This is a genomic window from Aerococcaceae bacterium DSM 111021, assembly GCA_020112395.1.
GTDB lineage: Bacteria > Bacillota > Bacilli > Lactobacillales > Aerococcaceae > Ruoffia.
On record JACCEK010000001.1, the window covers coordinates 1,055,688 to 1,078,089 of the forward strand.

Consider the following 22,402-nt stretch of genomic DNA (forward strand, 5'->3'; position numbering starts at 1 on the left):
ATTTATGACTTTAATTATTTGAGCGGTAATTCGATATGGAAAGTAGTTCCTTGTCCTACTTCACTATCAATATAAATTGATCCGTTCATGTTACGTATTAAGTTTCGTACTATTGATAAACCAAGTCCCGTTCCTCCAGAGTTACGGCTTCGACCCTTATCTACTCGGTAGAAGCGTTCGAAAATACGTTCTTGATCTGCTTTTGGAATACCAATTCCTTTATCGGATACAGAGAAGTGGACATATTCATCGACTTGGTCTATTTTAATCTTAATTTCACTATCCACATCGGAATAGTTAATTGCATTATCAATTAAGTTTGTAAAGATTTGCTCAATTCGGTGTTGATCTGTCACCATCTTTACAGGCCTATCAGCTTCTACTGTTATACTAATTTGTTTTTCATCTGCTCGTTTATAGAAGTAATGAATTAAATTGTTAACAACCTCTACAACTTCAAATGGTTTAACCATCATAGGCTCGCTTTTCTTCTCAACTCGAGACAACTCTAGAATATCTTTAATAATTACCTCGAGACGATTACTTTCATTCGCGATAATCGTAATAAACTTCTCGGCTAATTCTTGTTGTGCTAGAGCTCCGTCTAGTAAAGTCTCTGCAAAACCTTTAATCGCAGTAACCGGTGTTCTTAATTCATGCGAAGCATTTGAAACGAATTCAGTTCGAACTGTTTCTAATCGCCTAATTTGAGATATATCATATAGAAGTACTAATATAGATTCAATTTCATCAGGTGATTTTCCATAAGGAATAATATTCACATCAATATACTTTGATGACGGAACATACATTTCAATGTGATTACTGAGCGATTGATGCGTTCTAAGTGCGTCACTTATCATATCGACTAGAACAAAACTCTTAATAACAGCTTGATAAGACCTTTGAGTTGGTTCTATATCAATATTCAATAATTGCATCGCTTCAGAGTTTATTAATTCGATTTTCCCGGAATTGCTAATCAAAACAACACCTAAATTTAAATGTCCCATTAATAACGTCAGGCGTTGCTCACTAGAGTTTAAAACTCCTCGCTTAGCTTTCATCTTTTGTTTCAATACGACAATACTTGTACCTAATTCATCAACCACTGGCAAATTACCAGATATATATTCATATTGATAATCGTCGTCTTCCAAATTGACGATTGCAGATTTAATGGTTTCTATCGGTTTAGTTATGTAACGAACCATATGTCTATAAATTAAGGTTATCGTTAATAAAATAAATAGAATAATCATGGCCATCCACATGTAAAAGACATTTAAGTCATTTTGGAATAAAGACCGTTTATAATATTTCACTAATTGATATGGACCGTTCTCTGATTCAATCGGTGTATAAACAATGTAACCATTTAAGTACACCTTACTCATAACTTGATTTTGTGGAAAATTATTCATCAGTTGACGAATAGACTGTAATCGAGCACTTTCGGTAAAATTACTCCATATTACCTCACCATTTTTCAATAAAACAGACTCTGCACCATCCGTCTGGCTAAATGGTTCAATATTTAGCTCTACTTCAGAATAATTTTCAGAGTTCATGCCTAAGTACTCCAGAAACTTCGCTTGAATCTCAGTTCTAATCTCTAATGGTTCTAGTATCGAACGATGAATTTGGCGTCTGACAAAATACCCAGAGATGCCAATTGCGATAATAACGCAAACGATCAAAATCATTCGGTAATTGCGTTGATGTAATCTCTGGTTAAAAATCATTCTTCAGGCACCACAAATTTGTAGCCAAAGCCTCGAACTGTTTTTATATATTCAGGAATTTTTGTATTCTTTTCAATTTTTTCACGTAAGTGACTAATATGAACATCTACAATACGGGTCTCTCCCGCATAATCAAATCGCCATATACTATTCAATAATTGTTCTCGGCTTAAGATACGCCCTTTACGAACAGCCATATATACCAGTAATTCAAATTCTTTAGGCGTCACTTCAATTTTTTTTCCATGGGCCACCACTTCATAACGATCAGCATAGATTTCAATTTCTCCAAGTTTTATTACAGAATCTGCCTCATCTTCAAGTAAGAAACGGTCTTCTTCGTAATCATTATAATTATCTTCTAACTCACGTAGTTCAGCATCCACTGCTTCTTGATGAGCCTGTTCACTCTCTTTTTCTGACATATATTTTGCTTCTGTTCGTCTCAAGATAGCTTTTATTCTAGCAGTTACTTCTCGAGGGCTGAATGGTTTTGTCATATAATCGTCTGCACCTAGCTCTAAGCCGATTACCTTGTCATACTCATCAGCTTTTGCTGTTAGCATTAAGATTGGTGTATCAATATCCTCTTGCCTAACACGGCGACATATATCCATTCCATCCATACCTGGTAACATAACATCTAAGATAATAAAGTCATAATCATTTGTCTTTATCATCTTATAACCACTTTCACCGTTGTTGGCTGTATCTACAGTGTAGCCGGCTTCCTTTAAGTTGTATTCTAATAATGTCAAGATTGCAATCTCGTCATCTACAACAAGAATATGTTTCATAATTAACCTCCAGTTCATACCTATATACTTTAAATAGCTCACGTGTTCTATCTTATCAAAGACTTATATAATATTATATAGGAAACTCTTCATCGTTTTCTATTATAGCATGATTTTTACAATCATTCTTTGTATACGTTTTACCTTGAAAATTAAACAACAAGTAAAGTATATGTATGTAAAAATGATGGGGCACCATCGTATTCGTACGACGGTGTGTACATAAAAGAGTAGGAGCGTTTGCGTCGTAATATTTCAGTAGTACAGTGAAATCCATGCTCACTCACTCGGTGACAGTCGAGTGATTAACTGAAGGCGTACCACTACGGTGACCGAACCGTTCTTACTGGAATAAGCAAATCACTTTCAATCAAAAAAACTCAATGATTACCTAAGCAAGTGCTTGTATAATCTTTGAGTTTTTATTTGGCCTTAGAATTTTAAAAAGCGTTTTATCGAACGTCTCGCGCCGATAACGCCTAAAATAATACCAATAAGCATTAATCCAGCAGCAATATAATAGATAAAAGGTGTTGTTGGCGTAAATGCAATGACTTGTACTCCCGTAATTTCAACGGTAGCACTTTGCATCCCCTCGTATGCACCGTACAGTAATATACTGGCAAAAATCGAACTAATTAATCCAATAAATGCTCCTTCATAAGTAAACGGCGCTCGAATATAACTGTTTTGTGCTCCCACTAAACGCATTATCTCAATCTCTGTTTGACGTGCATAAATTGTTAACTTAATAGTGTTAGATATTAATGCAACAGCAATTACGACAAGAACTGCAGCTATTAAGGCAAAAACGACTCGAACAATCTCAAGTGTACTTAGTAAATTTTGCGTATCGATTTCACCATAAGTGACATCGACTGCATATGGTAATTCACTAATTTGATTAGTAACAGTGTCTAGATATTGAGTATCTTCAACCGATACGACAAAAACATTGAAAAGTGGATTCGCATCATCACTAAATAAGGCGAATTCTTCACCGACACTACTTATTAAATCTTCCAACTCTTCCTCTTTTGTACGGTACGTAATATCAGACACATACTCTAATTCTTCGATTGACTGACGTAAAGTCTCTTCGTCCTGTTCATCAGCAGCTAAATCAATATGTGCTCGGATTTGCACGCCTTCTTCTATATCTCGAGTAATGTTATCCACATTACTTAATAACATTACTAATCCACCAACCATTAGTAACGTTACCGTCATCGTTAGAATTGATGCAGCAGTCATCCAACCATTACGGAATAAGTTCCGGAACCCATTACGGAGTTGACGGAAGAAATTTCTAATGACTCTCATTGTAATCCCCCTCATATTCATCTCGAATGAGCTTACCTTTTTCTAAACGGATTACACGGTGTTTGAATTCATTCACGAGTTGATCATTATGTGTACCCATAAGAACTGTCGTTCCATTGCGGTTAATATGTTCAAGTAATTTGAATATTTCAATGGCATTTTCTGGGTCTAAGTTACCGGTCGGCTCATCCGCAACGAGGATACGTGGATGATTTACAATCGCACGCGCAATTGATACACGTTGTTGTTCTCCTCCGGATAGCTCGTTAGGATATTGATTCTCTTTCGTTCTTAAACCTACGAGGCTCATAACTTCTTTCACACGTTTTTTTATTTCTTTACGACTCTTCCCCGTCACCTCCATCGCATAAGCAACATTCTCGTAAGCAGTCAGAGATGGGAGAAGTTTAAAGTCTTGGAAGATAACTCCAACTTGTCGTCTTAATAAAGGTACTTGTTTTGGTTTTAAAGTATTCAAATGAAACTTACCTACGACAATTTTACCTTTTGATGGTGCTTCTTCACGGTAGAGTAATTTCATTAAAGTTGATTTACCCGATCCACTCGGTCCAACGAGGTAGGCGAATTCGCCTTGTTCGATTCGTAAATTAATGTCGTCTAAAGCAACAACACCATTTTCGTATCGTTTTGATACATTTGTTAATTGAATCATGTCGTTTTCCTCACTTTCAACGTATTCTGTGTTATTGTACGCAACGAATGTATCAACGCAATAACAATATTATAACTTTTTTGCTTATTCAATTGCCCATTTTAAATAAGCATCTATAAATCCATCCAAATCGCCATCCATTACTTTATCAGTATTTCCTACTTCATAGTTTGTTCGGTGATCTTTAACCATAGAATAAGGATGGAATACATAAGATCTAATTTGAGATCCCCATGCGATTTCTTTTTGATCCCCTTTAATGTCAGCTAATTCTTGTGCTTTTTGTTCAACCTCAAGTTGATGGAGTTTTGATTTCAACAGGTTCATCGCTTGTTCCTTATTTTGAAGTTGCGATCTTTGGGCCTGACTTTGTGTTACTACTCCGGTTGGAATATGTGTAATCCGTACGGCTGAGTCTGTCTTGTTAACGTGTTGCCCTCCGGCTCCACTTGCGCGGTAAGTATCAATTCGTAAGTCATCTGAATTAATCTCAATCTCCACTGATTGATCAAGTAAAGGTGTCACTTCAATGGAAGCAAACGAAGTGTGGCGCCTTGCATTCGAGTCGAATGGTGAGATACGAACTAGACGATGTACCCCTTTTTCTGACTTGAGTAAACCGTAGGCATTGTGACCTTTAACCTCTAAAACAACACTTTTAATTCCTGCTTCATCCCCTGCTTGGTAATCAATGACTTCTACACTGAAGTTTTTGTTGTCCGCATATCTTTGGTACATACGTAACAGCATACTTCCCCAATCTTGTGACTCTGTTCCCCCAGCGCCTGGATGAATTTCGAGAATGGCATCATTTTTATCGTATTCGCCAGATAAAAGAAGCATTGTTTCATAGCTATCAATTGCTTTAGTTAAAGCATGAGTTAGATCTTTTGCTTCTTGATAGATTTCTTCATCTTTTGTTTCATTATATAGTTCGATTGCCATCGTTAATTCTTCAACTTGATCTTGCAGTGTACTAATTGTCTGATATGTATCTTTCTTGCTATTTAATTCTTGAATCACAACTTGAGCTGCTTCGTTATCGTTCCAAAAATCTGGTTGACTCATTTGATTTTCAAAATCAGCAATATCTGCTTCTAATGCCTCTAAGTCAAAGAGACCCCCTAAAACTGTCCATCTTCTCTTGAGCGACTTGGGCAAATTGTGTCATTTCATAAAGTTCCATTTGTATATTCACTCCATCTATTTAAATTCCATTGTAGTATAGCACCATTATAATCGTTCGTAAAAGAAAAACCGGCAGTGAGATTTCCTACTGCCGGCTAACTTTATTCAGTAAAATTTAGTTTGTTGCACCTGGTCTATTAACTTGCTCACGTTCAACGTTTTGTCTAACTTGAGCTTTCATAATAAAGCGAGTGACATCATATTCAATCGCAGCAACCATTTCTTCAAAGCGGTCAAATCCTTCTGTTTGGTATTCAGTTAATGGATTTGTTTGAGCATATGCTCGTAAGCCTACACCTTGACGTAAATGATCCATCATATCAATGTGATCAGTCCATTTAGAATCAACAACACGCAAGATAATCACTTTTTCGAACTCAGCAATTTGCTCTGGCCCATTCAATTGAGAAATCTTGTCATTGTATACTTCTTCAGCTTTCGCGAATAGGAAGTCAACTAATTCTTTCTTATTCTTACCTTGTAAATCAGATAACACTAAAGTCTCTGGATTTACAATCGCAGCATGCGCGAAGTCTAATAATGGCTCTAACTTCCAATCTTTTTTGTCACCTTCAGTTGCATAAGCAACTTGGCGTTCGATTGTACGTTTGATAATTGCTTTAATGTAGTCAGTTAACGGTTCACTAGCATCAATGACTTGATGACGTTGTCCGTAAATAACTTCACGTTGCTCACGCATTACTTCATCATATTCAAGAACGTTTTTACGTGTATCGTAGTTGTTACCTTCAACACGTTTTTGAGCTGATTCAACTTGGCGAGTTAACATACGACTTTGGATTGCAACATCGTTATCTTCATCGTCGTCGTTTAATTTTTCCCAAAGTCCTTTAATACGGTCTGAACCGAAACGACGCATTAAGTCATCTTCTAAAGATAAGTAGAATTGTGAAGCTCCTGGATCTCCTTGACGACCTGAACGACCACGTAATTGATCATCAATACGTCGAGATTCGTGACGTTCAGTACCAATAACACATAAACCACCTAGCTCTTTTACTCCACTACCTAGTTTAATATCGGTACCACGACCAGCCATGTTTGTTGCAATAGTTACCGCACCACGTTGACCAGCTTGCATAATAATTTCTGCTTCTTTAAAGTGATTTTTTGCATTCAATACTTCGTGCGGTACACCTTTTTTAGTTAATAATGTTGATAAGTATTCAGATGTTTCAACAGCAACAGTACCGACAAGGATTGGTTGTCCTTTTTCATGGCGACGAATAATCTCATCTGCTACCGCATTAAATTTCGAACGAAGATTCGGGAATAATAAATCCGCCGCATCGTCACGAATTACTGGACGGTTTGTTGGAATTTGAATCACGTTCATTCCATAAATTTCACGGAACTCATCTTCTTCAGTTTTCGCTGTACCTGTCATTCCTGCTAGCTTGTTATACATACGGAAGTAGTTTTGGAATGTAACAGTCGCCATTGTTTTAGACTCATCTTCAATTGCTACGCCTTCTTTGGCTTCAATTGCTTGATGTAGCCCATCTGAGTAACGACGTCCATCCATAATACGTCCTGTAAAGCCGTCAACAATCTTAACTTTACCTTCGTCAATAACGTAGTCAATATCTACTAACATAATATAGTTAGCTCGTAATGCTTGATCAATATGGTGAACAAGCGCTGTATTATCAACATTATATAAGTTTTCTAAACGGAATACTTTCTCTGCTTTATCAACACCAACATCTGTTAAGTTGATTGATTTAGATGTTAGATCAATTGTATAATCTTCATCTTCTTTAAGCCCTTTAACAAAGTAATCAGCTCGTGTATATAAGGCAGTTGATTTACCTGCTTGACCAGAGATGATTAATGGCGTTCTTGCCTCATCAATTAAGATTGAGTCAACCTCATCGACAATCGCATAGTAAAGCGGTCTTTGAACCATTTGGTGTTTGTAAACAACCATGTTATCACGTAAGTAGTCAAAACCTAATTCGTTATTCGTGCTATACGTTACATCTGAATTATAAGCTTCACGTTTTTCTGTTGGATTCATTGAGTTTAAGTTCAATCCTACTGTTAAACCTAGGAAACGGTATACTTCTCCCATTTCTTTCGAGTCACGTGTTGCTAAATAGTCGTTCACTGTTACAACGTGAACACCTTTTCCAGCTAATGCGTTTAAGTAAACAGGCATTGTTTCTGTTAACGTCTTACCTTCACCGGTCTTCATCTCAGCAATATTACCTTCATGTAGAATAATTCCACCTTGGATTTGAACCTTGTATGGGAATAATCCAAGTACACGGCGTGATGCTTCTCTTACAACAGCAAAAGCCTCTGGTAAAATATCTTCTAATGTCTCTTTATTAGCAAGACGGTTTTTAAATTCAGTAGTCATGTTACGGAGTTGTTCATCAGTCATTTCACGGTAAGTTGGCTCCATAGCCATAACTTCATCAGCGATTTTACTTGTTTTTCGTAATTCGCCTTTATCATTTTCAATTAAATTTTTAAGAAAATTAGCCATTAATACTGCTCCTTTTATTCGTTATCTATGTCATGTAAGACCGTGATTCAATCCGAACCGGCCAATAGTAAAACACACTTCCTTATTCTAACATGAATAGATTAAAATTAAAATATCAATTAGCATTAGTAAGCACTCTTATCTCGATTTATTCAGTTTATTCTCATAATTTTTAAAGTATTTTCTCATTTTTGGGGATTAATTATGATTTCTTAGTCTGTGAAAACGAAATTATTATTGAAATAAACAAGAGTTTTTTCATTTCTATACAACAAAAAAGCAAAGGACTCAATGCCCTTTGCTCTATTATATGTTTTAATAATTAAAGTGTTGCTGTCTCAAGCAAACCATAACGCCCGTCTTTACGACGATATACAATAGAAATTTCCATTGTCTCAGCATCTGTATAGATAAAGAAGTCGTGACCTAACATGTTCATTTGTAGTACAGCTTCTTCGCTATCCATTGGTTTTAAGTCAACACGTTTAGAACGAACAATTTCTAATTCTGGCTCTTCAGTCGTAGTTTCTTCTGGAGCAGATGTATCTGGATGTTGAGTTAAACCATCAAAACCACGTTCTCTTGATTTACGGTTAATTTTAGTTTTGTACTTTCTAACTTGTCGTTCTAATTTATCAACGACAAAGTCAATACTTTTATATAGGTCTTCACTTGTTTCTTCTGCACGAAGAACTAAGAATGATAATGGAATTGTTACTTCTGCTTTCGCTGTTTTATCAGAATACACTTTTAAATTCACATAAGCTGTTGCATCTGGTACATCTGTAAAGAAACGTTCTAATTTTCGAACTTTTTTCTCTGCATAATCGCGAATCGCTTGTGTAACCTCGATATTTTCTCCACGTACATTATAATCAAACATACTAATCCCTCTTTTCCAATATTTTCTAATACTATGAATAAATTAAACTCAAAGTTAATATGGAATAAAAGTAAGCCTCTACATTTACTCAACTTTACCTTTCACTTAACATTTGATTCTAAAGAATAAATAGTGATTAGGAAAAAAGTAGTTATCTACCACTTTTATTTATTATATCACAGATTAGTCACATTGAAAACGCAAACACCCTTTCGATTTCTTTTTAATCTTGAAACTGTTGACGTAAAGTATCTCCAGTCGAAATACCTAAAAATTCATCCTCTTTTTTAATAATATAATCGCCTGTAAATTCAATATGGAACTGATCACTGTCTTCTTTTCGAATAGCGATAATATTTGTACCATATTTTTCACGGAAATTCATTTGATTAATAGTTTTCCCTACCCAATTATTTTTAGCAGGAAAGATACTAATATTATTGCGGTGATCTAAGCCCATTAATTCATGAACCGTTGGATTACTTAATTCTCGAGCGATACGCACACCCATCTCAACTTCAGGTAAAATAACGCGGTCTGCCCCTACTTTGAGTAATACATCTCGGTAATCTGCGTTTTTTGACTTAACAATAATTTTGTTTATTCCTAATTTTTGTAGATGCAAGATAGCTAAGATAGTATCTTCTAATCGTTGTGACGTTGCAACGACAGCAATATCGCTATCCCCAACACCAGCATCTTTCAGCTGCTCTATTTTAGTGAAGTCACCTTGTAAGCATTGATCCACTTCATCGATTACTTCTTCTACATGGTCCATGTTCTTATCCATAACAATAACATCGTGGCCTTCTTTAGCCAATGTACGAGCGAGTGACGTTCCAAATAAGCCTAATCCCAATACAGCAATTGTTTTTCTTTTCATGTCTTCTCCTTTTAACCTACCATTATACTCATGTCTGGATAATGTACTTTTGATTCCGTCTTATGTCTTCCAAGTGACCAAAAGAAAGTCATTAACCCGACACGCCCAACAAACATTAATAACATTAGAACAAATTTACCTGTAACAGTTAAATCAGGTGTCAGACCTAAAGTTAAACCAACCGTCCCAAAGCACGACAAGACTTCCATTAAGACATATTCCATACCAAAGCCTTGAGGTATCTCTTCAGTGATGAATAAAATCATTGTGCTTGAGATGACCATAATAATCCCGACGAAAACAATAAAGAAAGCACGTCTCACGTTTTCATATGGTATATGTCTTGAAAAGACATTAATTTCTTCCCCTTTAAACATCCGGTACATAAACATCACGACCAGCCCTATTGTCGATACCTTTACACCTCCTGCAGTTGATCCAGAAGACCCCCCGATAAACATCAGAAGGAAGGTCATGAAAAGCCCTGCATGAGATACATCCACATAATCGATATTTGCGTAACCTGCTGTTCTTGGGGTAACTGCCATAAAAATAATGTTAGCGAGTTGATCTCCAAATGATAAGTGACTAAAAGTCCCCCAACGCCATTCTGAAAGACCAATAAATAAAATACTGACCACTAAGACGATACCCGTCATAATTAGAGTGAACTTTGAATATCGTGTTAACTTTTTATTCTTCGGAAAAGATAGGATATCCATCCAAATAATAAAACCTAACCCACCTGAAAAGATTAAACTAGCTATCGTTAAAAGAACAAATGAATTATCTTGAAACCCAATCAAACTATCTCCAAATAAATCAAAACCTGCATTATTAAAGGCTGAAATACTATGAAAGATTGAATAAAAGAATCCAGTTTTTAAGCCTAGTTTTGGTATTAGCACAAAACTCAATGCTAAAGCACCCAATGCTTGTATTGATAAAGTCACTTTAACAATATTTTTTACGACATCTGTCATACCATAACTCGAAGATAAGTTCAGTGTTTCAAGTACAACATTTCGTTGTTTGAGATTTATCTTTGCTCCACGAATTGTGAAAAACAACATCCAAATTGTAAGGAAACCGAGTCCGCCTATTTGAATCAATGTAATGATAATGGTTTGTCCAATGACACTCCAATGTTCTGCTGTATTCAATGTTACTTGTCCTGTTACACAAATAGCTGACGTTGCTGTAAACATAGCATCAATAAAATTTGTCCACGTGCCTGATTTCGAAGACATCGGTAATGAGAGTAAAAATCCCCCAAATAATATTAATGACATATAAATACTAACAACAATTTGAGGAATAGTTAACTTATCTAATATTCGATTTTTCATCTTTTCTTACTACTTACTCCTTTTTACTTTGACTTAATCTCTCTATCGACCGCATAATATAATCAACAATATAAGCTACTAGAACGAGTACAGGGTGAATCCATTTTTGTATCATAAAAGAAAGATAGATTGTACCGACAGCAATAGCAAATGATAATACTGTATAAAGTATGAACAGACCAATATTGAATGTTTTTTCATTTGATACATAATTTAAATACTTATACCTCAGTTGTCTTCGAATAAGAATGAAAAGCCAACCGTATAACCAACCTAATCCGTAAGACGGTTCAATCAAGTATAATATTGCCGTTATTATTATAACACTAATGTTAATCATTTGCTTACTCAATCAGCACTCACTTCTTTCTTTTTATATATTGTGCTCATGCTAGCACACCCCTATATAAAACTCAATTGAAATCACCGGAATCACTTGTTTAACTGGTTTCTAGCTACACTCACGCTTATCAATTGGATTATTCTATCACGCTCTTTAAAGAAATGATACAACATTTTTTTGGCATGATTTATCGTTGCGCCAGTTGTATAAATATCGTCAAAAATTAACCACTTTTCTTTTGACAAGTTGACTTCATTATCTTTGATTTTAAATGTATTTGTTAAATCCAGTCTCTCTTTTTTTATTTTTTTAGCTTGTTTCACTCCATCTCCTATATATTCATGAATGACTTGATAAGGAATTTCAGCTACATCAAGTAAATAACCAGTTGGATGGAATTTTCTAGTCTCTAAACTTTCTGGTGAACTTGGTAAGACAACCCATTGATACTCTTTGTACAGTTTATAGATATCTTTTAAATAAGGTGCAATGACTAATGCCATTCGTACATCCCCACTGTATTTGTAACTTACAATCCAGTCTTGAAGTGTTTGGTTGTAATCAAACAATGCATAATGACTAATTAATTCACTTGGTGTATTCTTAAACCAATGAGCACAGTCAAGGCAATAGGTTTGCCCAGATATTATAAGCGGTTTTAAAAACACATCATCTGACTCTTCATCCAAATGCCTACTACAGCCTTTGCAATCACTCTCCGATGGCTTCAATACATTGAATCTGTCGGTGCAACTGGTACAGACAACAGGAAAGCTTAATGGTTTAAACGAAAATAAGTGTTTTACAGTCAAGGAATGATTGAGGTATTCATTACATACTAAACAGACTTCACTTTGAGGTATAGCCATCGATTAGTCCCCTTTCCATTGCTAACTGATTCATTTCTTTAATTTGGGTGCGTGCTTGAATCATCGCTAAATTCTTTCCCCCATGCGCATAAATTAACTCACCACTAGGATACTCCGGCTTGCGACCAACCCGCCCACTCATTTGGACTAAAGCCGAGGTTGAATATAATTTACTTTCGGAGCCTACAATACAAACGTGGCAATGTGTAAATGTTACCCCTCTTTCTAAGATGGTCGTGGATATTAGCGCATCATAAACGCCATCCCGCAGTCCTTGTACCTTCTCTTTACGTTGTGGATCTTTTGAATGTACAACAGCCAACCTCAATGTCGGCCAAACCTTAATTAACCAGTCATATAAACTTTCTGCTAAACGGATATTCGGCATAAAGACTAATTTGACTCCTTTTAATTCTAAAAAACTGCTTAATAATGAAAATAATCGGCGTTTACGACGCTTTTCTATTTGTTGTCGCCAATCCCCAATCCAATTAAATTTTGGCTCTGGTAAGGGATGACGATGATACCTTGCTGGGAGAATCGTTGATGTCATAACTTCACTGTCTACTTGTTGAGTTAATTGTTGATCAGGCGTCGCCGTTAAATAAACTAACTTCCCGTTTGGTTTCTTAACAGCTCGTTCTGTCGCATAATGTAAACTCGCATCGTTAACATAAGGAAAGGCATCAACCTCATCGACAATCAACAAATCAAATGCTTCTTTAAACCTCAACAACTGATGAGTTGTGCATACAACAATCGGAGTATATCCATAAACATCTTCGCTCCCTCCGTATAACAACGATATATCTACACTTTGAAATGCTTGTTTTAGTCGTGGATGTAATTCTATACACACATCAATTCGCGGAGATGCCACACAGACTCTTCCCTTATGACGCACAACATCGTCAATCACAGGAAAAATCATCTCCGTTTTCCCTGCTCCAGTCACAGCATGAACCATATGAGTGCGTTCACTATCTCTTAAACTATTAATCAAATCAATCGATGCTCTCGATTGCTCAGGTGATAGCGTTCCTTCCCAGGTTAGTTTACTTTGGGAAGGTGAGGATAAATATAATTGTCTATCCTTTAAATAATATAATGATTCTCCTTGTATGACTCTTCCCATCTGAATACAATTCAAACAATATACTCTTTCAGTCTTTAACTTGAAAGTTTCTTGAATCGGCAATGATGCAAATAATTTCAAGTTTTTGTTATGACACCGTACACAACAATATCCACTGTGAGTGACTTCGATTGCTGGTTGTCTCTCAAACTGTTCAAGCAATTCTTCCATGCTTATCTCACCATTCATTTCATTAAGTTGTTTTTTAACTTCTTCAATCGTTAAAAGTCTCCCCCACAAATTAGTCAAAATCTTTTTTTGATTATTTTGAATCATAAGATTACCCAACCTCTCATATAGTTTAGAACTGTAAAAGTCCCTATATATAAGTACGTTTTTTTTAGCCGTTTCCATTATTAAGTTTTCATAAAAAAATACCCTCCCCAGCATCTACTGAAGGACGGTATCCACTCTTACTTATTAGTTAATTTCTTTTAATTTCTCTTTAACCAGTTGCGGGCGTAAAGCCCCTTTAATTATCTTCTCACCATTCACTACTAAGGCTGGAATGTAGTCTAAACCATAAGATTCAGCTAGTGCAAAGTCTGCGTTAATCTCCTCGTCTAAAGTTGTATCTTCAAAAGCTTTTCGCCACTCAAAAAGGTTAATACCTAATTGAGTAACAATGCGTTCTAATACAGCGATATCTGAAATATCTTCTAAGTCTTCAAAGTAAGCTTGTTGGATTGCGTCAGAGAATTCCCATTGCGCTGTCTCATCACTGACTTTACTTGTTGCCTTGATTGCTCTTTCAGCAAGGTATGATGTTGGTTTGACAAAATCATCTCCAGCTTCTAAAGCTTCAACATTAAACCGCTTCTCTTCATCAACACGATTCGCACGCTTCCACTTCGAGATAGTATCTTCTCGTTCACTAACGGTGACAAGTTTTTTGGGGTGATTGTTTTTAACATTTAAAGGAAAAGATCGATGGATTACTTTTGCTTCCGGAAACTCTTTTAATATTTTCTGAAGTCGTCTTGATTGAATATAGCAATGGGAACACACTGAATTATGAAAAAACTCTATTTCCATTATAACTCCTATCTAAAAGCCAAACATATCGTCTTGTTTATTCCATACTTCGGTATACGTTTCTGAGATCGAAATTGTATCATCAAGTAGGGTTTGTAATCGCAACTCAATCTCATCGCTCACTGAGCCATCAGTTTTAAAATCGGTATCAATCACATAGACATATTTGGGTATAATTACGCCATGCATATAGTGAATAATTGGTTTGATTTGTGTCTCAGCGACTAAGTAATGACGTGGTGACCCACCAGTGATAATAAGTCCAACGACTTTCCTGTCAAAGGCTCGGATGGGTAACAAGTCAAAAAGATTCTTCAGCGAAGCGGGTATTGATGCTTGAAATATTGGTGCACCAAACATAATAACATCACTTTGCATAATTGCTGTTGCCACTTCGAATGTATCTCCAGTATAGTCTAGATAATTTCGACCATCACTGAAAACCATTGATTTATCTTGCAGGTTAATGTAGTTAATCTCATGTTCTGTGTCGTAAGATTCTTTCATCATGTCATAAAAGGCTGTCGTTACTTTCTTTGTCTTTGTTCCACCTGTTGATGCGGATAATATTAATATTTTCAAACCATTACTCCTAGCTATTTCTTAGTATGCTTTTTAACTTCTGGGATAACTTTAGTAGCCAACAAATCAATCGTACGTTTGATATCATCGGTAGATACGCCACCTATATCGATTTGCCCCACATAACGGTCCATTCCAAAGACTTCATGTTGATACAATAACTTTTCAATGATTAGACTAGGGTCTCCGACGTTAATAACATTTCTTGGATCCATCCCTTGAGCAAATTGTTGTTTAGGAAATGATTGACCATTAGAATGAATCATACCAGCGTTAACATGTGGGTAAAATTCTTGGTATGCTTTTTGACTATCTTCACGCACATATAAGTGACTAGCCGTCGCTACTGGTAAGCTATTTACATCATGCCCTTCATGATTAGCTGTTTCACGATACGTATCTGTTAGATGTCTAAACGCTTCTGCCGGTCCACCCAGATAAGCTAAGTAAAGTGGTACCGCAGCAATTGCCGCATTTTTTGCCGAACTAAGCGATCCACCCACAGCACGCCAAATAGGTAAACTTCCTGATGCGTTATCTGGTCTTGGTAAAACAAGGGCATCTGTTAAAGGCGCACGGAATTCCCCTTCCCAAGTCACTCGCTTATTACGGTTAATTTTCAGTAGTAGGTTAAGTTTTTCTTCAAACAAATTCTCATAATCGTCTAGTTTGTAACCTAATAAATCGAAAATCCCTATACGAGATGCTCTCCCGGCAACCAGTTCAAAGCGGCCATCTGAGATAAGGTCAATCGTTGCTGCATCTTCAAATACACGAACTGGATCAGATGTACTTATAATCGATGCACCTGAAGTGATTTTAATATCTTTTGTCGCTTGAGCAATCGCTGCTAAAATAATCATGTGCGCTTGAGATACAAAGTGTTCCTGATGTGATTCACCGACTTGAAAAACATCCATACCTGCTTGTTCAGCTAAAAGACCCATCTCGATAATTTGATCAATACGCTCTTTTTCAGTCATTCGCACACCAGTGTGCGGGTTTGTTACAAGATCTCCTAAGGTATAGAGTCCAAATTCAATCCCATTTGATGTATCAATATTTGGTAAAGTATTTTTTTGAGTTTGCATAGTATTTTCCTTTCTATGACTTCGTATATTTTTTTACATTTGGTATAACTTTATCAGCTAATAAGTATAGTGTCTTTTTCACTTCATCAAATTCCATTCCTGCAAAGTCAATTTGAGCACTAAATCGTTGTTGTTTGAATGCTTCATGTTGGTAAAGAAGCTTTTCAGTAATTAATGACGGATCACCAATATTCACAACACTTTTCACACTTTTTCCTTGGGCTAAGGCTCGTTTAGGGAATGATTCACCGTTCGTTAACTTAAAACCTTCATTAATATAAGGATAAACTTGTCGGTAAGCCTCTTTTGTATTCTCACGAATAAAGGTCCAACCGCCTGTTCCAACTGGTATGTTATCTACATCATGACCTGCATCTCTTGCAGCACTTCTAAAGTTGTTGATGCGATTAGCATAAGTCATTACAGCACCGGCTAATGTCGCTTGGAAAATTGGCACCCCTAATTCACCAGCCCGAATTGCTGAGGTCATCGTATTACCTAATCCTCGCCAAATGGGTAGATGATTATTCAATGGTCTTGGTAATATGAATGCATCATTTAAAGGCGCTCTAAATTTCCCTTCCCAAGTAACTTGTTTCTCCCTATTAAGTTGTAACAATAATTCAAATTTCTCTTCAAATAGTTCCTTATAATCAATATCATTATAACCCAATAACTCAAATGAACCAAACCTTGATGCACGTCCCGCAATAAGTTCCATTCGACCATTTGATATCAAGTCTAAAGTCGCTGCGTCTTCATAAACTCTTACTGGATCGAGCACACCAATTGTTGTAACTGCTGAAGATAAGCGAATATGTTTTGTTGCTTGTGCAATCGCTGTCAATATAACTAAATGCGACTGCGATAAAAAATATTCTTGATGCGATTCACCGACTTGAAAAATGTCGAAACCCGCATCTTCTGCTAATCTCGCTAGTTCTATTATCTCTTTAATCCGTTGTGTAGCCGATATTCGTTTGTTGGTATGTGGATTAGGTAAATGATCACCTAATGTGTAGAGCCCAAATTCCATTCCATTAGATGTATCAATCTTAGGACTATGGATTAAACTAGTTTCATGCATAGTATCCTCACTTTCTTCAAAATTATCTATACTTATTTTACTATGTTTCTCCTCTAGTATAAACCATCTTTGACCATTCTTGATAAAATCAGCTCAAAAAAAAACAAGCCGAATCCGGCTTGCTAAATAATTATAATAAAATGATTGCTATTAATTTATAAGTGGGATAATTAACATACCTTTTGCACCCATCCCAGTGTGGGTTGCAACAACTGGTCCTAGACCATTAATTCGATAATTAATGTTCGGGAATTTTTCTTGCATGTTCTTAGCGATTTGTTCAATTTCTTCCTGAACTAACACGTGAGCAAAGCGCACTTCAATTCCATTCGGATAATCTTCAATGGCTTTTTCTACTAATTCATTCCAACGCTGATACACTCGACGATTCGTACGAATTTTCTCAAATAATACGATTTTACCTTCTTTATCAAAATATAATAAAGGCCGAATTTTAAATAAATTCCCCAAAACAGCACTCGTTGTACTCAAACGTCCTCCCTTAGCTAAATTATCTAACTGTTCTACCATTAAATAAATATTAAGGTGTTCTGCTTGCCAAGTTGCTCGATTATATATGTCTTCAGCTTCGATACCTTCAAGACACCATTTGATAACATTCTCAATCATCGCTTCCATCGCAACAGATGCTGCTAGTGAATCGATACAGTAAGTATCAATTTGATCTGTATATTCTTCTAGTACCATTTTGGCACTTTGATACGTCCCACTAATTCCACTTGATAGATGAATGGCAAAGATTGTATCATATCCGTCTTTTATAATTTGGTCAACGGTATCATAATACTGACCCACGGTCGGTTGGGACGTAGTAGGAAGTGTGGATTGGGATTCTAATCGTTTAAAGAACGCTACTTGCTCTTCTGGATTATTTGTATCTCTAGCGATGGTACCATCTTCAAATATAACATTTAAGTCTACTTGATAAACATGTGCTAGTTGACGAATTTCGTCAGATACATATGCTGTACTATCAATAATAATTGCTGGTTTCATTACTCTCTCCTTTCATTCTGTTCTAAAATGGTCATTTCACCATCTTGATTACACTATATTATGAAATTAGTGTAGTTATGTCAACTAGACATATAAATTAAGTAACTATTGAAAAATCTACAGAATCACTTTGTAAATGCGCAAGTAAATTGCATATTTCCGTGACGAGAGAAAATACATTGTGATGGGTATGGTCGCTTTTACATATCATGATTTTCTTTTTAAGAGTAAAAACTACTTCTGTGCCCTCACTTATTTGAGCTAGGTCTTTAAGCATGATAATATGAGGATACAATAATAACAAAGACAAGGAGCATCATTTTGGTTAATTACTATAGTATTAAAGAGCCAATTATTCATGAAATTGATATAAAAAAATCCCGATTTATTACTTACCTATACCCTATTCAAACAGAAAATGATTTCAATGAACATCTTGCTGCTATTCGCAAAGAACATTATAAAGCAACGCATCATTGCCAAGCCTTTATATTGAATGAAGATTCATCGATTCAACGTATGAGCGATGATGGTGAACCAAGTGGAACAGCTGGTGTTCCTATGTTAGAAGTTCTTAAACGAAATAACCTCACGTACATTATGGCAGTAACCGTGAGGTACTTTGGGGGAACAAAACTTGGTGCTGGTGGCTTAATCCGCGCTTACAGTACTGCTGTCAGCGAAACGTTGAATCACGCCACTTTGATTGCCAATGCAACTCAGATGGTCATTGAATTAACACTGGATTACAGTCAAATTGACACCTTTAATTATTACCTCCAACAAACTGATATTCCAATAACAGTCATGGACACTCAATACACAGACAAAGTTTCTCAGACATTAGCGCTATACCTTAACGATATCGATCAAGTCCATAATGATTTGACTGAACAATTCAGCGGTCAAGTTGATTGGGTTGAAATGGGTGAACAAACGGTTGATGTCCCGGTAATATCAACTCAAACTGATTAAATATATATATTGACTATCATTAAACTTTAAAGTTAATGATAGTCTTTTTTACTATTAAGGGAGATTAGGTAAAATACCTATTCCAAGAGAATTTTTACCGGCATGAGTTCCAAGTACAGGCGTTAAGTAACCGACTCTGAATTTCATTTGTGGGTACTTCCCCTCAATTAAGGCTTTTACTTTCAAGGCTTTAACCTCACAATCTCCATGTGCTAATGCCAATTCAATACCATTAGGATAGACTTTAACTGCTTCATCAACAAGCGTTAAATAGCGTTGATACACTTTTTTAGTTGTTCTTACCTTTTCGAACACTTCCACTTTACCTTCTTGATTAAAGTGTAAGATGGGACGTATTTTTAGCGTGCTTCCAATAAAAGCACTCATCGAATTGAGTCGTCCTCCCTTAACGATGGCATCCAAATCTTCGATGACAACATAAATTTTTGAGTTATCTGCAAACCAATTTAATTTTTCCTCAATTGTATCAATCGAAACATTGGCTTCATTTAACTCGATAGCATAATTTAACATGCGCTCCTCAATAAATGATGTTCCTCTTGAATCGATCATACGAATATCCAATCGTCGATTATAATGTTCGCTAATCATTTGAAATGTACTGAAAGTACCACTTATTGCTGAAGCAAGCGTAATTACAATCACTGTGTCATAACCTTTTAGTGTAATCTCTTCATAAGCTTCAATTAATTCCCCTTGTTTAGGTTGCGAAGTCTTAGGCAAATCTTTAGATGATACTAATCTGTTATAAAACTCCTTCATCACATCGATATCGGTTGTATCCGTATATGCTATGTCGCCCCATGTCACTTCAAGATTTTGCACATATACATCTGGATGATTTTGTAGATTGTCACTAAGACTAGCTGAACTATCAATTATATACGCGGTTTTCATAGCTTACTCCTTCATATTACGTCGTTGTTTTTTATCACCCCGAACTTTAACAACTTAACATTAACTAACTGTGAATTAGGAATAATATAAAATACAAAAAAAAGCATCGCCAGAGGGATGCTGTTAACTGATTTATTTCTTATCAAGACCTGACATAAAGAGAGTTAATAACAAGATGAGCCCTCCTGATAGAAATATAAAAAACCATCTTAATTGATGATATAACTGAGAAAAAATTGCAAACACTGAGAATACAATTGTTATAGCAATCATTAACAGTACAATTTCAGGCACAGTAAAACCTTGACGTAGTAATCGATGATGCAAATGGTCTTCATCTTTTTCGACCATTGATCGACCAGTTAAGAATCGCCGAATAATCGCGTAAGATGTATCAAACAAAGGCACTGCATAAAATAAAATAGGTACGATTAGAGAGAATACACTCACATTCTTCAGATTATATACCGTTAAGGTCGCGAACATGAAGCCAATAAAAAGTGCGCCAGTATCACCTAAATATATTTTTGCCGGATGCCAGTTGAATGGCAAAAAGCCTAGAATCGCTGCGGCTAATAAAACTAACATCATAATGAAAGTCAGCCGGATTGATAGACTAGATATGTAGGTCATAATAGTCAAAGTAATTAAACTCGTGGTCGAGACACTACTTACTAAGCCGTCTAAACCGTCTAATAAATTCATCGCATTCGTCACAAAGTAAATCCAACCAATCGTGAGGACATAGGCCAATGTATCAAACAACCACATTGGTACATCTGCGATTAATATGGATGAAAAGGCGACATCCGTATAAAAATAAATCACATTCGCTGCAATTAAAATCCCTAAAGTCTTTTGCCAAGGCTTTAATTCGAAGTAATCATCAATTATCCCGGTGATTAAAACGATTGTTGAAGCTAGAAAAATGTTCCATTGTGGACTTGTGAAGAGCAATACTGGGAACATAGTAAAAAAGCCAAGCCAAAAACTAGCAAATACTGCTATACCACCGTAATTGGGTGGTTTACCGTCTTTGCTAGGGAGTATTTTTGCTAGTATAAATGTAATACAAAAAGAAGCGATGAATGTTAGCAATATATTCCATCCGCCTACCGTAAGAACTGCCAACATTATCCCTCCTTTAAACCTCTGTTAGGTTAAATTATTTCCAAAAATCATCAAAGACTGTAATAGGCAAGTGACGTTTATGGCGTGATTTAACAAACCAGTCTTCAATCACTTCTGAATCTTTCTCTGATACATCTTCACCACGTAGATATGCATCGATGGATTCATAACTTACACCAAGTGCGTCCTCGTCAGCAAGTTGAGGACGTCCTTCTTCCAAGTCTGCTGTTGGAACTTTTTCATAAAGTTCTTTCACAGCCCCCAATTCTTTAAGCATATCAGCACCTTGGCTTTTATTCAAACGCCAAAGTGGCAATATGTCTGCTGCCCCGTCTCCAAATTTTGTGTAGAAACCTGTGACACTTTCAGCTGCATGGTCTGTACCAATAACAGCTCCTGACAATTGACCAGCAATTGTGAACTGTACAATCATACGTTGACGCGCTTTTATATTCCCTTTATGGTAGTCATTAATTTCAACGTTATTTAATTCCACTGCTTCAACCATAGCGTTGGTCGCTGCTTCAATGTTAACTGTCATGGTCTGGTCTGCTTGAATAAATTCAAGTGCCAACTGTGCATCATCTTCGTCAGCTTGAATACCATAAGGTAAACGAACCGCGATGAACTGATAACGTTCTTCTTTCGTCTCATGACGTAATTCTTCGATAGCTAACTGAGCAAGCTTGCCTGCTAAAGTTGAATCTTGTCCACCACTAATTCCAAGTACGTAGGTTGATAAACCTTGATGTTTCAACAGATACTCTTTTAGAAAATCAATTGATCGTCTTATCTCTTCTTTGGGGTTTATTTCTGGTAAAACCTTTAATTCATCAATAATTTCTCTTTGTAAGGGTCTCATT

General features: G+C 36.1%; 21 protein-coding genes. 1 reads left to right on the forward strand and 20 read right to left on the reverse strand.

All coding sequences use genetic code 11. The features are described from left to right. Positions 1 to 14 precede the first annotated feature (14 nt). The 17 genes from HYQ40_04860 to HYQ40_04940 all read right to left on the reverse strand — a co-directional run bounded on the left by HYQ40_04860 (position 15) and on the right by HYQ40_04940 (position 18,515). Entirely contained in the window at positions 15 to 1,745 is a 1,731-nt protein-coding gene (locus tag HYQ40_04860; GenBank protein ID MBZ6527099.1) for a GHKL domain-containing protein, read from the reverse strand. After that, complete coding sequence (locus HYQ40_04865; GenBank protein ID MBZ6527100.1) at positions 1,742 to 2,545, reverse strand: response regulator transcription factor; 804 nt, start codon at positions 2,543 to 2,545, stop codon at positions 1,742 to 1,744. Before HYQ40_04865 ends, HYQ40_04860 begins: the two co-directional genes overlap by 4 nt. 429 nt (positions 2,546 to 2,974) lie before the next feature. After that, a complete protein-coding gene (locus tag HYQ40_04870; GenBank protein ID MBZ6527101.1) occupies positions 2,975 to 3,865 on the reverse strand; it encodes an ABC transporter permease in 891 nt (296 codons plus the stop codon). Beyond that, positions 3,852 to 4,538 (reverse strand): cell division ATP-binding protein FtsE, encoded by a 687-nt coding sequence (ftsE, locus tag HYQ40_04875; protein MBZ6527102.1) that lies wholly within the window; start codon positions 4,536 to 4,538, stop codon positions 3,852 to 3,854. Before ftsE ends, HYQ40_04870 begins: the two co-directional genes overlap by 14 nt. A gap of 84 nt (positions 4,539 to 4,622) precedes the next feature. Further along, the gene (prfB, locus tag HYQ40_04880) at positions 4,623 to 5,699 is read right to left on the reverse strand and encodes a peptide chain release factor 2 (GenBank protein ID MBZ6527103.1); all 1,077 of its coding nucleotides are present in this window, start codon (positions 5,697 to 5,699) and stop codon (positions 4,623 to 4,625) included. Between the two features lie 142 nt (positions 5,700 to 5,841). Further along, positions 5,842 to 8,241, reverse strand: a complete 2,400-nt coding sequence (gene secA, locus HYQ40_04885; protein MBZ6527104.1) for a preprotein translocase subunit SecA — start codon at positions 8,239 to 8,241, stop codon at positions 5,842 to 5,844. Positions 8,242 to 8,563: 322 nt separating this feature from the next. Then, entirely contained in the window at positions 8,564 to 9,124 is a 561-nt protein-coding gene (gene raiA, locus HYQ40_04890) for a ribosome-associated translation inhibitor RaiA (protein ID MBZ6527105.1), read from the reverse strand. A gap of 223 nt (positions 9,125 to 9,347) precedes the next feature. Beyond that, positions 9,348 to 10,007 (reverse strand): TrkA family potassium uptake protein, encoded by a 660-nt coding sequence (locus HYQ40_04895; protein MBZ6527106.1) that lies wholly within the window; start codon positions 10,005 to 10,007, stop codon positions 9,348 to 9,350. 11 nt (positions 10,008 to 10,018) lie between these two features. Beyond that, on the reverse strand, positions 10,019 to 11,356 hold the full coding sequence (locus HYQ40_04900) for a Trk family potassium uptake protein (GenBank protein ID MBZ6527107.1): 1,338 nt from the start codon (positions 11,354 to 11,356) through the stop codon (positions 10,019 to 10,021). Positions 11,357 to 11,369: 13 nt separating this feature from the next. Next, positions 11,370 to 11,696, reverse strand: a complete 327-nt coding sequence (locus HYQ40_04905; protein ID MBZ6527108.1) for a hypothetical protein — start codon at positions 11,694 to 11,696, stop codon at positions 11,370 to 11,372. Between the two features lie 92 nt (positions 11,697 to 11,788). Continuing rightward, the gene (locus HYQ40_04910) at positions 11,789 to 12,388 is read right to left on the reverse strand and encodes a ComF family protein (protein ID MBZ6527109.1); all 600 of its coding nucleotides are present in this window, start codon (positions 12,386 to 12,388) and stop codon (positions 11,789 to 11,791) included. 160 nt (positions 12,389 to 12,548) lie between these two features. Next, a complete protein-coding gene (locus tag HYQ40_04915) occupies positions 12,549 to 13,979 on the reverse strand; it encodes a DEAD/DEAH box helicase (GenBank protein MBZ6527110.1) in 1,431 nt (476 codons plus the stop codon). Positions 13,980 to 14,123: 144 nt separating this feature from the next. Continuing rightward, a complete protein-coding gene (locus HYQ40_04920; protein ID MBZ6527111.1) occupies positions 14,124 to 14,738 on the reverse strand; it encodes a DsbA family protein in 615 nt (204 codons plus the stop codon). Between the two features lie 12 nt (positions 14,739 to 14,750). Then, positions 14,751 to 15,320 (reverse strand): NAD(P)H-dependent oxidoreductase, encoded by a 570-nt coding sequence (locus HYQ40_04925; GenBank protein MBZ6527112.1) that lies wholly within the window; start codon positions 15,318 to 15,320, stop codon positions 14,751 to 14,753. Positions 15,321 to 15,334: 14 nt separating this feature from the next. After that, positions 15,335 to 16,411, reverse strand: coding sequence for an LLM class flavin-dependent oxidoreductase (locus HYQ40_04930; GenBank protein ID MBZ6527113.1), 1,077 nt, complete (start codon positions 16,409 to 16,411; stop codon positions 15,335 to 15,337). Positions 16,412 to 16,424: 13 nt separating this feature from the next. Beyond that, entirely contained in the window at positions 16,425 to 17,498 is a 1,074-nt protein-coding gene (locus tag HYQ40_04935) for an LLM class flavin-dependent oxidoreductase (GenBank protein MBZ6527114.1), read from the reverse strand. Positions 17,499 to 17,648: 150 nt separating this feature from the next. After that, on the reverse strand, positions 17,649 to 18,515 hold the full coding sequence (locus tag HYQ40_04940) for a DegV family protein (GenBank protein MBZ6527115.1): 867 nt from the start codon (positions 18,513 to 18,515) through the stop codon (positions 17,649 to 17,651). 321 nt (positions 18,516 to 18,836) lie between these two features. On the opposite strand from HYQ40_04940, the gene HYQ40_04945 reads away from it, so the two are divergent. Further along, on the forward strand, positions 18,837 to 19,490 hold the full coding sequence (locus HYQ40_04945) for a YigZ family protein (protein ID MBZ6527116.1): 654 nt from the start codon (positions 18,837 to 18,839) through the stop codon (positions 19,488 to 19,490). A gap of 54 nt (positions 19,491 to 19,544) precedes the next feature. On the opposite strand, the gene HYQ40_04950 is transcribed toward HYQ40_04945, so the two are convergent. The 3 genes from HYQ40_04950 to nadE all read right to left on the reverse strand — a co-directional run bounded on the left by HYQ40_04950 (position 19,545) and on the right by nadE (position 22,401). After that, positions 19,545 to 20,408 carry a DegV family protein gene (locus HYQ40_04950; GenBank protein MBZ6527117.1) on the reverse strand — a complete coding sequence of 288 codons (864 nt, stop codon included), beginning with the start codon at positions 20,406 to 20,408 and terminating at the stop codon, positions 19,545 to 19,547. 132 nt (positions 20,409 to 20,540) lie between these two features. Further along, complete coding sequence (locus HYQ40_04955; protein MBZ6527118.1) at positions 20,541 to 21,542, reverse strand: undecaprenyl/decaprenyl-phosphate alpha-N-acetylglucosaminyl 1-phosphate transferase; 1,002 nt, start codon at positions 21,540 to 21,542, stop codon at positions 20,541 to 20,543. Positions 21,543 to 21,573: 31 nt separating this feature from the next. Then, positions 21,574 to 22,401 carry an ammonia-dependent NAD(+) synthetase gene (gene nadE / locus HYQ40_04960; GenBank protein ID MBZ6527119.1) on the reverse strand — a complete coding sequence of 276 codons (828 nt, stop codon included), beginning with the start codon at positions 22,399 to 22,401 and terminating at the stop codon, positions 21,574 to 21,576. Position 22,402: the final 1 nt, after the last annotated feature.